This window comes from Methanococcoides mangrovi (assembly GCF_052057775.1).
GTDB lineage: Archaea > Halobacteriota > Methanosarcinia > Methanosarcinales > Methanosarcinaceae > Methanococcoides.
Map to the genome: position 1 here is coordinate 199,466 of NZ_CP195121.1, position 12,945 is coordinate 212,410.

Below are 12,945 nucleotides of genomic sequence, written 5' to 3' on the forward strand. Positions count from 1 at the left end.
ACTGTAACCGATATAAAGAGTTGAAACCCAAACTATTTGGCGGAGAAACAACATGTTCAAGGCGACAATTGATGCATATCTTCTGAAAGATTCAATCGAAACACTTTCCGTACTCGTGGATGAAGCAAGGTTCAGGATTTCACCCGAAGGTATCGCTGTCCGGGCGGTCGATCCTGCAAACGTTGCAATGGTAAGTTTTGACCTGGCGACCGAAGCATTTGATGAGTTCAGTGCTGATGATTGCGAGCTGGGACTGGACCTCTCAAGAGTAAGTGACATACTTGCAGTTGCAGACAGGGATGACAAGGTCCAGATGGAACTCAACGAAGATACAAAGAAACTGATGATCCAGATAGGTGGTTTCTCATATACCCTTTCATTACTTGATCCGTCAACCATCCGTGCAGAACCAAGGATACCACAGCTCGACCTTCCTGCCGAGATCGTACTCAACGGCAAGGATCTCCAGAAAGCTGTCAAAGCTGCAGAGAAGATCAGCGATCACATGTTACTCGGTGTTGAAGGAGAGGACTTCTTCATGGAAGCAGAGGGTGACACTGACCGCGTGAAGCTCACAATGTCAAGAGACCAGCTGATCGATATCAAACCAAATGACACACGTTCACTGTTCTCACTGGACTACCTGTCAGATATAATCAAACCCGCCTCAAAATCCAACGAAGTCACACTGCACCTTGGAAGGGACTTCCCGATAAAGATCAACTTCTCCATTGCTAACGGAGCTGGAACTATCGGATACCTCCTTGCACCAAGGATCGAGTCTGACTAAAATGGAAAGCAGAGATCTCGCCTTATACCCTTTTGTATCCGAGGCATCCGAATATGTCGGTGGCCTCGGTTTTTCACCAGAGAGACTATTATCCTCCCGTGCTCTCGACTCCGCCCGTATGCGGGGAAAAGAACGTGTCATACAATCACTGACCGGAGATATTGAAAAACCCTCACCTTCAGCTTCGGAAGAAGGAAAGATCCTTACCGAACTATTGTCCTATCCTTTTGCCAGAATACTTGTGTCCTGCATAGACGACCAGTTCCTCATAAGGAAATACGCACTTGCAGAAGCAAAGGCTGCATACCGGCTGCTTAAGATGCAACGACCGGAATTCCTGCAGGAGATTGGCCTTGACTTTAGTATCAATGCAGATACATACGAGAATGAAGAGACCCATGATATCCTTTTTGACCTTCATTTTACGGATTACATAAGGCTTGCAAGTCCGCTAAAGGACCTTAACTGGAAGCTTGTCAACAGGAAGATGAAAGCAGGGCATGTGAGGATCACAAGAGAAGAGTTTGCCCGTCTGCTTCAGGAAGCGATTCGGGTACGCATACAGAATGCACTTCCCCTGGCAGTCCCCGAGGAGATATGTGAGGCATGCACACCCCATCTTTCAGAGATCAATGAGACCCTTGAGGAAAAGAAATCCGATCTCGGAGTAGGGGAGTTCCAGAAGGTCGAAAGTGAACTTTTCCCGCCATGCATTGTTGAAGCTATTGCAAAGGTCAGGGCAGGAGTGAACCTCGCCCATTCAATGAGATTTGCAATGACATCATTCCTGCTCAACATCGGGATGTCCGTGGACGAGGTCGTTGCCATGTTCAATGTGTCTCCTGATTTTGACGAGGAGAAAACACGTTACCAGATCGAGCATATTGCCGGCTCATCGGGTACAACTTACAAACCACCATCCTGCAACACCATGAGAACCTATGGGAACTGCTACAACCCGGATGAGGTCTGCAAGAGTGTGAAACATCCTCTTGGATATTACAGCAGAAGGATGTGGTTCAAGAACAGAATGCAAAAAGAGAATGAAAAGGAGGCTTAAAAGCCTTCCTTTTTTGAACCTATGATCTTATTTTTCGTTTAATGAATTAAATGTTTGATCCATTAACACATCAAATACCGGCTCGATTATTTCCTGCTATACTTGCGGCATTCTTCCACAAAGCTGTCAACAGGGAAAGAAGCAGGGTGCGCATGCATATAACTTGCCAGGGAATTGTGCTCCGTGATACCATCCTTACCGTTCATGATACCTTTCCCACGCTCCATTTCGTAGATAAGCCTTGAATCACTGTCGCACTCGGTGAGAGAGTAGTGGAACTCATGCCCCCTGACCGGACCCCTGATGAACTTGCCTTTTGCGACACCATGAGTGTAACCCAGTGCCTGGAGTTTCTTTGTGAGTACGGTCTCAGCCGAGAAAAGATCTGCCATCTTATAAACAACATCTTCGATCTCATATGAACTGCAAAGATACTGCAATCCACCGCATTCACCATATATCGGCATACCATCCGCTGAAAGGTCCTTGAGCTCCTTTGTGGTGCGGGATTTTTCAAGCTCAGCAATGTGAAGCTCAGGATAGCCGCCACCGAAGTACATGCCATCCACATCGGGGATCTCGCCGTCAAGAGGACTGAAGAACTCGATCTTTGCACCGCATTTCCTGAACATGTCGAACATTTCTTCATAATAGAAACAGAATGCACTGTCACGGGCAACTCCGATGGTCACCTCTGACATGTTCTCAATACACCTTTCATCCTCAACCTCAGGCTTCTTTGGCTCGGATGCAAGGGAGAGTATCGCATCGATGTCAACGTTCTCCTCAATGAACTCTGCAAGCTTGTCGACATCGTAATCCTGTTCACCGGCCATGTGCAGGCCAAGATGCCTTGAAGGGACTTTTATATCCTGGTTCCGTGGGACAGCGCCCACAACCTGAATGTCAGGAAGTACATCCTTGATCATCTGAGCATGACGTGGGCTTCCCACCCTGTTAAGGATAACACCGGCAATGTTAACATCCTTGTCAAATTCTGTAAAACCTTTGACTATGGCCCCGGTACTCCTGGACATACCATGGACATTCACGACCAGTATCACAGGGACGTCAAGGGACTTGGCAACATGGGCTGAGCTGGCGATCTCTGTGGAGTTCATACCATCGTAGAGACCCATTACACCTTCGATAACGGAAATATCAGCATCCATGTAACTGTTCTCAACGGTTCTGCGGACACCGTCAACGCCCATCATGAACGTGTCAAGGTTCCTTGAGGACCTGCCGCATATGACAGTATGATGCGTAGGATCAATATAATCAGGACCAACCTTGTAAGGCTGTACTTTCAGATTCCTTTTCGTGAGAGCGGCCATTACACCCATCGCTACAGTGGTCTTGCCTACGCCGCTATGTGTTCCTGCAATTAGGACCGATCGTTTCATGCCCCTAATTGAGTTGGTTTTATATATATCCATTACTATTCCTGTTCATAACTTAAGTCATTCTAGTGTATACGAACATGAAATCCTCAAAAGATCTTCTTACAGACAGGTTCGGCCGAACGGTCACAAGTCTACGGATCTCACTTACCAATCGTTGCAACCTTGACTGCATATATTGCCACAGTGAAGGTGACGAAGGGGCCCGGGATGAGATGACGGTTGAAATGATCGCACAGATAGTGAACACTGCGGCAAAGTTCGGCGTCAAAAAGGTCAAGTTCTCTGGAGGAGAGCCCCTTCTCAGGAAAGATTTTGAGGATATACTCAGAGCATTACCACAACTGAAAGATGTTTCAGTTACCACTAACGGAGTCCTTCTTAAAAGTCGGGCCCACACACTTAAAGAAGCAGGACTGGACCGTGTTAATGTCAGTCTGGACACCCTTGACCCTGAAAAATATGCTTATATCACACATGGGAGGCCGGAAGACCTCAATGAGGTGCTCGAAGGCATTGAAGCAGCTATCGATGCAGGACTTACTCCTGTGAAGATCAATATGGTCCTCCTAAAAGGCATCAATGAGAATGAGATCGATGACATGCTTGAGTTCGTCCGGCGCCATAGTGGAGACCTTGTGTTACAGATAATACAGGTCATGGACTTCAGGGACGGTGCGCAATACAACCTGGATGCTGAAAAGATCGAGAAGGAACTTGAAAGGCATGCAGATGAGATAAAGATGCGAAAAATGCATCACCGTAAAAGCTATATCATCGACGGGGCAGAAGTTGAGTTCGTAAGGCCGATCGAGAATGCGGAATTCTGCGCCAACTGCAACAGGCTAAGGATAACAGCAGATGGTAAGCTAAAGCCCTGCCTACTGGTAAACAATAATCTTATAGACTTCACAAATGCTGAGCCGGAGGAGCTTCCAGAACTCCTTAGGACATCTATAGAACGCAGGATACCATTCTATATGGACTCCGGAAAAGAAAGGATCATAGAAAAAAGAACAATAATCGGAGATAGAGAAAATGGAAGTTGAACTTACAGTCGATGGCAAGGATATTGAGATAAATCATTTCGTACAGAAGATCCTGGGAGCAATGGCAAGCTCTTCAGTGGAGACCCTTCATGGCGTTGACACTGACTGGAATGATATTACCATCAAGCTGAAAAAATAAGACAACTTTTTAAGATCACTTTTTTAACATCTGGCCGGAAGTATCAGACCAGATGCTCTATATCAGAAAAATTGATAGTAGATGTTGAATCCAGAGAGATCGGTGTCACAGAAATGCGGCCATTCTCAATGGCATTGACATCGGTACCTTCTTCTGCTTCATGTATAAGGTCACCTGTGATCCAGTAGTATGAGGTCCCCCGAGGATCATGACGCTCTTCCACATCGGTCCTGAAGAACTTGCGTGCAAGCCTTGTGATCTCCACTTCACAGTCATCTTCTGCAAAATGGGGGATGTTGATGTTCAGAAGGTCTACATTTTCAGGAAGCCCTTCCTTTAGCACTTTCCTTGCAACACGGTTCACATACTTCACTGCTACATCGAAATCATGCTGGAAATCCCGGAGGTCATCGAACTTCAGACCTTCCTCTGTCACCTGAATGGAAGCAGCGATCGCAGGAACACCATGACTTGCACCCTCAAGTGCAGCACCAACGGTCCCTGAGGTTGTGATCGTATCAGTGCTTATGTTCTCACCGATATTGAATCCTGAAAGGATCAGATCAGGCAGTTCCTTCATTATCGAGAATATTCCCAGGATCACGGAATCGGTAGGTGTACCACCCACAGCATGCACATCTATACCATCGATGGATGTGCGGTTTACACGAAGCGGCTCGAATATAGAAATAGACCTTCCAACACCGCTTTGTTGCATTGCCGGTGCTGAAATGGTGACATCACCAAGATCGGCCACACTGCGATAGGCAGCCCTGATACCGGCAGCATAGACACCGTCATCGTTTGTGAGCAGTATTCGTTTTGACATCGGTGCTCTCTTTGTCCTTTGTAGTATTATAGTTAATGGAACAAATAAGATGAAAAAGTAAAAAGAGATATGGAGTGTGGATCAGAGAAAAGATGAACATAAGACCGATATGGTCAGTCAGAGTATAACAATTAAATTGAAATAATGTCGAAAGAACCTTCAATTGAAGAGTTAGCGAGGTAATTGTTCGGACCCGACCTCGGCCCTTACCCTGTTATAACTGAAATTGAACCTGTTGCCAGGATTATCAGAGAACTGACCACCATTGACCTCAAAGTCCATTTCCGGGATATTTTCCTTAGACTCCGGGTCATCAAGTATCGGATCACAGAGATAGATCTGCAGATCTCCGGCTGCATCAAGGAAAACAGAAGGTCTGACACCTGTATGATCATACTCTTCTACTGCACCCCTGAATACAAGGGACATATATTTGACTGACTGCATTGTGATCATCTTTCCTATCGTATAGTAAGTAGTTAATATGGACATGCATATAGCCAGTGTGTCCATACATTTTGCATGAAAAGGATAAATGTGAACACATAGATCAGCAACCATACAGTATCAGGCGGGAAAAACAGGATCAACTAAGGCACCTGCACATAAAATTAGGAAGTAAAGAGCTGTACCCATGGCCCAAATGAGAAATATATTTAAACTATTGAAGGATACGTGATAGAACACATTGTACGTACTACATACATTACATACAGCATGATTACAAAATAACAATTACAGTTGGAATCATTATGCTTGAAGATGAATATCAAATCGATTTTTTCTCTGATAATGGATTTGTCAGAAAACAGTGTCCAAAATGTGGAAAATACTTCTGGACACGAGACATTGACAGGTTGACGTGTGGGGATGCACCATGTGACCCCTATTCATTCATAGGCAATCCCGTATTCAAGAAGAAAATGGAACTTGCAGATATGCGGGAATCTTACCTGAAGTTCTTCGAAGAAGAGGGACATACCCGTGTTGACAGATATCCGGTCATTGCCAGATGGAGAGACGACATTTACCTTACAATTGCATCAATTGCCGATTTTCAGCCATTCGTCACATCAGGACAGGTACCACCACCGGCAAACCCGCTTACGATCTCCCAGCCATGCATCAGGCTTTCAGACCTTGATGCTGTGGGAAGGAGTGGCAGGCACCTTACTACCTTTGAGATGATGGCACACCATGCTTTCAACAAAAAGGACAAGGAGATCTACTGGAAAGACCACACACTTGAACTGTGTGACGGACTTCTCAACTCCCTTGGTGCAGACCCAATGGCTGTCACATACAAGGAAGAACCTTGGGCAGGCGGCGGAAATGCCGGACCATGCGTGGAAACACTGATCGGAGGACTTGAGGTCGCAACACTTGTGTTCATGGACCTGAAGCAGGACAAGAAGGGAGACATCAACATCAAGGGCGACATGTACTCCAAGATGGACAACTACATTGTCGATACCGGCTACGGTCTTGAGAGATTTGTCTGGGCATCAAAGGGTTCACCTACCATCTATGATGCAGTATTCCCCGGCATCGTGAATGAGCTTATGGGACTTGCAGGGATCGAGCACGAGCTTGAGAACGAGGAGTATACCAATATCCTTTCACAGAATGCACGTCTGGCAGGCCTTATGGACGTCAGCGAGAAAGCTAACCTCTTCGAGCTGAGGAAGCAGGTCGCATCCAGCATCGGCACAACGGTCGAGAAGCTCAGCCAGATAATGGAGCCAGTGGAAAGCGTGTACGCTATCACTGACCACACAAGATGCCTCACATTCATGCTCGGTGACGGCGTGATACCATCAAATGTCAAGGCAGGTTACCTTGCAAGGCTTGTTATACGCAGGACCCTCAGGATGATGAAGGACCTTGACATCATGATACCAATATCCGAGATCGTAAAGATGCACATCGACAACCTGCCGGAATACCCCGAGTTCCAGGAGAACTTCGATGTAATAGAGGACATCCTATACCACGAGGAGCGTAAGTTCGCTGATACCCTCGAACGTGGCAGAAGAATGATGGAGAAGTCTGCAAAGCAGTACAAGAAGAGTGGAGAAAAGATCCCTCTGGAGACTATCATCGACATGTATGACAGTCACGGCATCCCGCCGGAGATCTCAAAGTCCGTTGCAGCAGAAGCAGGTGTTGAGGTAGACCTTCCTGACAACTTCTATTCACTGGTAGCAGACAAGCACAGCAAGTCCGAGGAGAAGGAAGAGAAGGTAATTCCTTTTGCCGACAGGATCGCAAAGCTTCCAAAAACAAAGCGCCTGTTCTACGACGAGCCTAACAGGATGGAGTTCGAAGGTGTCGTGCTTGACATATTCGAGAACAATATTGTCCTTGACAACACACTCCTTTACCCTGAAGGCGGAGGACAGCCTGCTGATCACGGAACACTGGCCGTAGAGGATATCGTCCTCAATGTTGTGGACACCCAGATATACGACGGAGTTGTGGTCCACACGATCGATAAGATAGAGGACGAGCTGCACATCAGAAAGGGCGACCTGGTGATCGGCAGGGTCGATGAGGAGCGCCGTATGGCACATGCAAGACATCACACTGCAACCCACATAATCAATGATGCTGCAAGAGAGGTCCTCGGAAGCCACATCTGGCAGGCAGGTGCACAGAAGTTCAAGGACAGGGCACGTCTTGACCTTTCCCACTATAAGCGCATCACCCAGGAAGAGCTGGACCAGATCGAGCTCATCGCAAACCGCACTGTAATGGAGAACAAACGCGTCTTAAGCGACTGGATGGACAGGACAGAAGCTGAACAGAAATATGGATTCCGCCTTTACCAGGGTGGTGTGCCACCAGGAAAGCTGATCCGTGTCATGCAGGTAGGCAATGACATCGAAGCATGTGCCGGTACCCACTGTACGAACACAGGTCTTGTCGGACCCATCAAGATCCTGAAGACCGAGCGCATCCAGGATGGGGTGGAACGTCTGGAATATGCTGCAGGGGAAGCTGCCATAAAGGCAATGCAGGACCTCGAGTCACTTGTACGTGATTCATCCGAGACACTTCGCGTATCAGCGGAACAGTTGCCATCTACCATTGAGAGGTTCTTCGATGAATGGAAGGATTTAAAGAAGGAGAACACCAGGCTCAAGGAAGAACTCGCACATACAAGGGTAAGCCAGCTGGTAACAGAAGCTGAGAACATTAACGGCATCAGGGTCATCGCAAAGTCGATCTCACACGCAGACAGCGACGAACTTACAAAAACCGCTGGTCAGTTGACCGAAGAGAAAGATGTCGTAGCAGTGCTCATCAGCGAAATGAACGGCGTTAAGATCGTCGCAGCTGCCGGAGAGGATGCTGTAAAGAATGGCATCAATGTGGGCTCAATAGTCAAAGAGATGTCCGCGATCGTTGGCGGCGGTGGCGGAGGACGTCCAAATATGGCACGTGGTGGCGGAACAGATACTTCAAAGATGGATGAGGCCCTGAACAGAAGTATTGAGCTCTTGAAAGAGCAGATAAAATAACCAGGAAGGCCTTGCTGTTCAAAGCGGGCCTTCTTCAAATCTTTTTTTCACCATATTTTCTTTTGAAAATTTAATTCTTGAGGATCACAATACCCATCGGGATCATTTCTTTTGCACTCTTTTATCAGATCTTGTTTCATTTTGTCCTTACAACAATGATTACAGATTCCTGTTTACTACAGGTATCCTCCCACCTCATCAAGGAATGCTACCAGAGCGGAAAATTGACGCAAATATACATCGAAAAAAATAGAATGATTTGAAAACATTAATATTAGAAAAAAAACAATAGTAAGTACCGAAATTGTGAGGATAAGATGTCTGCAGAAGAAACTGACGAGATCATGAGCACGCTTTGTAAGGAACTAACCACAAAGAATGCATTAATGTTAGCACCGGTAAATGTGTTCAGTGAGAGGATGATCTATTTCTATACATATTCTGCAATGAAATGGGATCCATCGCGCAACATTGTGTGGCTATGCCTTAAGACATCCAGAAAACATGTGCTTGAAAAATTCGAAGAGTATGGGCTTGAAGTAGAAGGGGTGATGGATAGAATATGGTTCATTGACACGGAAGGACCTGGCAAGAACGATCCGAACACCCTGTACTGCAGTTCTGTATCAGATTATATCAGGATCGGTTCACATGCATCAAAATTATTCAGCCAGAACCCGGGATCCATCCTTGTTCTTGACGACCTCACAGTACTTTCCAAGGACAACCTGCAGATAGTGGAGAATTTCATCAAATTCCTTGAAAGAACTGTCCGTGATAAGCAGGGCAGCATTATATCCATGCTTGGAAAAGGTGCCCTCCCGGCAGACACCGAAGGCCTGATGCGTTCCTTCTTTGACGTCATCGTCGATATTACAGAACAGGGTAAGATCCATACCGATATAGGGATGAGCAGTTTAGACCTTCAGTATTCCATCATTGACGGGAAGATCGATCTGAGCTACAGTCAGCAGAAGATGAAAAAGGACAGGCTGAAGATCCTTGTAGTGGACGATGAACCGGACATCCCCGAACTGATACGACTTTCCCTTGCCACCGAACCATATGATTTCATCATAGCATACAGTGGTGAAGAGGCCGTAAAGAAAGCTACCGAAGAACTACCCGACCTGATCCTGCTGGATATCATGATGCCGGACATGGACGGATATGAGGTCGTGGAGAAACTCAAGCAGAGGAGCGATACGACTGATATTGCGGTCATAATGGTCTCCGCAAAGACGGAGGTCGAGGACAAGCTCAAGGGAATGAAGCTCGGGATCGATGATTATATCTCAAAGCCTTTTGATAAGAGGGAGATCAATGCCCGTATCAAGATGGTCATGAAGAGATTTGGCTGGGAACCACAGGAAACAAGCTCCAGCTAAAACCTTCTTTTTTAGCACTTTTTTCACTCCGGAACAAAATACAGGAACATATCATAGTTCCAACCAGATATGTTTAAATAATCTTACGCCTCTCAATCTAACAAAATATACGATAACTGTTTAACTATCATTGGAGTGTTTTAATGGCGATTCCTAAAGAATACGACCCTCATGAAATAGAAGAAAAATGGCAAGATACCTGGGACATGTCAATGTATCATTTTGACTGGAAGGACAACACCCGTCCACAGTACATAATAGATACACCACCACCATATCCCACAGGAAATTTCCACATCGGAAATTCACTCAACTGGTGTTATATCGATTTTGTTGCGAGATACAAGAGAATGCAGGGATTCAATGTGATGTTCCCTCAGGGATGGGACTGTCACGGCCTGCCTACCGAAGTAAAGGTAGAGGAGATGCACGGGATCACAAAGAATCAGGTCCCTCGTGCAGAGTTCAGGAACATGTGTGAGGAAATGACTACAGGCAACATCGAGAAGATGCGTGCCACAATGCTGCGCCTTGGATTCTCCACGGACTGGAGCAACGAGTTCATCACAATGGACCCTGACTATTATGTCAAGACCCAGACATCCTTTGTCAGGATGAAAGATATGGGACGCTTATACCAGTCAGAGCACCCTGTGAACTGGTGTCCAAGATGTGAAACAGCCATTGCTTTTGCAGAGGTCGAATACGATGCAAGGGAAACAAAGCTCAACTTCCTTCACTTCGACAAACTTGAGATCGCCACAACAAGACCTGAACTGCTCGCAGCATGTGTTGCGGTTGCCATCAACCCCGATGATGAACGCTACAATGAGCACATCGGACAGACTGTGAAGGTCCCGCTGTTCGGCCATGACGTAAAGGTCATCGGAGACAAGGATGTTGATCCAGCGTTTGGTACCGGTGTCGTCATGATCTGTACATTTGGTGACAAACAGGATGTAAGATGGTGGGTAGAGCACGACCTGCCGCTGAGAAAGGCCATTGACAAGAACGGACGTATCACAGAGATCGCAGGCAAGTATGCAGGTATGACGATCCCTGAATGTAAGGAAGCCATCATAGAGGACCTTAAGAAAGAAGGATATCTCTATGAGCAGAAGGCACTCGACCAGAACGTCGGAATGTGCTGGAGATGCAAGACACCTATCGAGATCCTTTCCGAACGCCAGTGGTTCGTGAAGATCGACAATGATGAGATCCTTAACACAGCTGATGAGATCGAATGGCTCCCTGAGTACATGAAGGTCAGGCTGCAGAACTGGGCAGGAACCATGGAATGGGACTGGTGTATATCACGCCAGAGGATATTCGCAACCCCGATCCCTGTATGGTACTGTAAGAAATGTGGCGAGGTCATGGTAGCAGAAGAGGAATGGTTACCTATCGACCCTACACAGGAACAGCCACTGGCAGCATGTAAATGTGGCTCCACCGACTTCGAGGCAGAAGAAGACGTACTGGATACCTGGATGGACTCATCCCTTACAGCACTGCACGTTGCAGGCTGGCTGACCGATAAGGAAATGAGGAACCCGACACAGCTGCGTCCACAGGGACACGACATCATACGCACATGGGCATTCTACAGCATCCTGCGTTCAATGGCACTTACAGGCAAGAGGCCATGGGATTCCATCCTCATCAACGGAATGGTCCTTGGAGAGGATGGCCACAAGATGAGCAAGTCACTTGGAAACATTATCTCACCGGAAGAAGTTATTGCAAAGTACAGTGCTGATTCATTCAGGCAGTGGGCTGCCGTAGGAGGTTCCACCGGTTCAGATGTCATGTTCAGGTGGAAGGATGTCGTATCAGCATCAAGGTTCTTCACAAAGATGTGGAGTATCTACCGTTTCTCCATGTCCCACCTTGAGGACAATATCTCCGAGATCGCTAACAGCAAACCTGAAGATCTTGCTATCATCGACAAATGGCTTCTGAGCAACCTCAACAGACTTATCAGATCAGTTACCGAAAGTCTTGATACATACCAGTTTGACGAAGCATACAAGTCCATCAGAGGATTCGCATGGGAGACCCTTGCTGACAACTACATCGAACTTGTCAAGTCCAGGCTGTACGGAGATGACGAGGAAGCCCGCAAGGCTGCACAGTACGCACTCTACCAGGCTATCAATACACTGGCACGTATGCTTGCGCCTTTCGCACCATTCTTTGCCGAGGAGATGTACTCCAGGCTTGGAGAAGGAAGCGTACATGCACAGAGCTGGCCGGAAGTTGATGAATCCCTGATTAGTGAGAACATTGAGAAGGAAGGGGAGCTCATCAAGGAGATCGCCGGAAATGTCAGAAGGTACAAATCCGAATCAGGAATGGCACTTAACGCGCCTCTTGAGAAGATCGAGGTCTACGCCACCCTTGAGGACGTATCCGACCTTACAGGCGTTACGAACTCAGCAGTAGAGGTCATCGAAGGTGAACCTGACTTTGAATATGTTCCTGTGAACATCAAGCCGAACATGGGCATCATTGGTCCGAAGTTCAGGAAGCAGGCAGGAGCTATCATCAAGACACTCACATCAATGGACCCTGTGGAAGTTGCAGACATCGCTTCAAAGGGCAACATCAACATAACAGTTGATGGTGAGGACATTGAGCTTGAGCCGGAAAGCATCGTCATTGAGAAAGAGGTCATCTCAGCCGGCAGGGCTGTGGATGTCCTTGATGTCAACGGCACTGTCGTCGTGATAGTGCGCTGACCAAAACAGTTATTTTTGCCCC

The 12,945-nt window shown here is 46.9% G+C and carries 10 protein-coding genes; 7 read left to right on the forward strand and 3 right to left on the reverse strand.

The window, feature by feature from the left end:
* The first annotated feature begins 52 nt into the window (after positions 1 to 52).
* Positions 53 to 790, forward strand: a complete 738-nt coding sequence (locus ACR3I3_RS01040) for a DNA polymerase sliding clamp (protein ID WP_440952733.1) — start codon at positions 53 to 55, stop codon at positions 788 to 790.
* Position 791: 1 nt separating this feature from the next.
* Entirely contained in the window at positions 792 to 1,850 is a 1,059-nt protein-coding gene (gene priL / locus ACR3I3_RS01045) for a DNA primase regulatory subunit PriL (RefSeq protein WP_440952734.1), read from the forward strand.
* Positions 1,851 to 1,936: 86 nt separating this feature from the next.
* On the opposite strand, the gene ACR3I3_RS01050 is transcribed toward priL, so the two are convergent.
* Positions 1,937 to 3,256, reverse strand: a complete 1,320-nt coding sequence (locus tag ACR3I3_RS01050; protein ID WP_440952735.1) for a cobyrinate a,c-diamide synthase — start codon at positions 3,254 to 3,256, stop codon at positions 1,937 to 1,939.
* Between the two features lie 77 nt (positions 3,257 to 3,333).
* Here ACR3I3_RS01050 and moaA point away from each other — a divergent pair, with 77 nt between their 5' ends.
* Entirely contained in the window at positions 3,334 to 4,302 is a 969-nt protein-coding gene (gene moaA / locus ACR3I3_RS01055; protein WP_440952736.1) for a GTP 3',8-cyclase MoaA, read from the forward strand.
* Positions 4,292 to 4,441: a hypothetical protein gene (locus tag ACR3I3_RS01060; RefSeq protein WP_440952737.1), complete on the forward strand. Its 150-nt coding sequence runs from the start codon at positions 4,292 to 4,294 to the stop codon at positions 4,439 to 4,441. Before moaA ends, ACR3I3_RS01060 begins: the two co-directional genes overlap by 11 nt.
* A 43-nt stretch (positions 4,442 to 4,484) precedes the next feature.
* On the opposite strand, the gene surE is transcribed toward ACR3I3_RS01060, so the two are convergent.
* Positions 4,485 to 5,270, reverse strand: a complete 786-nt coding sequence (gene surE / locus ACR3I3_RS01065) for a 5'/3'-nucleotidase SurE (protein WP_440952738.1) — start codon at positions 5,268 to 5,270, stop codon at positions 4,485 to 4,487.
* Between the two features lie 171 nt (positions 5,271 to 5,441).
* Positions 5,442 to 5,717: a hypothetical protein gene (locus ACR3I3_RS01070; protein ID WP_440952739.1), complete on the reverse strand. Its 276-nt coding sequence runs from the start codon at positions 5,715 to 5,717 to the stop codon at positions 5,442 to 5,444.
* A gap of 305 nt (positions 5,718 to 6,022) precedes the next feature.
* Here ACR3I3_RS01070 and alaS point away from each other — a divergent pair, with 305 nt between their 5' ends.
* The 3 genes from alaS to ACR3I3_RS01085 all read left to right on the forward strand — a co-directional run bounded on the left by alaS (position 6,023) and on the right by ACR3I3_RS01085 (position 12,923).
* Positions 6,023 to 8,794, forward strand: coding sequence for an alanine--tRNA ligase (gene alaS / locus ACR3I3_RS01075; protein WP_440952740.1), 2,772 nt, complete (start codon positions 6,023 to 6,025; stop codon positions 8,792 to 8,794).
* Positions 8,795 to 9,111: 317 nt separating this feature from the next.
* Positions 9,112 to 10,182, forward strand: a complete 1,071-nt coding sequence (locus ACR3I3_RS01080; RefSeq protein ID WP_440952741.1) for a response regulator transcription factor — start codon at positions 9,112 to 9,114, stop codon at positions 10,180 to 10,182.
* A 143-nt stretch (positions 10,183 to 10,325) separates the two neighbouring features.
* Positions 10,326 to 12,923, forward strand: coding sequence for a valine--tRNA ligase (locus tag ACR3I3_RS01085; RefSeq protein ID WP_440952742.1), 2,598 nt, complete (start codon positions 10,326 to 10,328; stop codon positions 12,921 to 12,923).
* Positions 12,924 to 12,945: the final 22 nt, after the last annotated feature.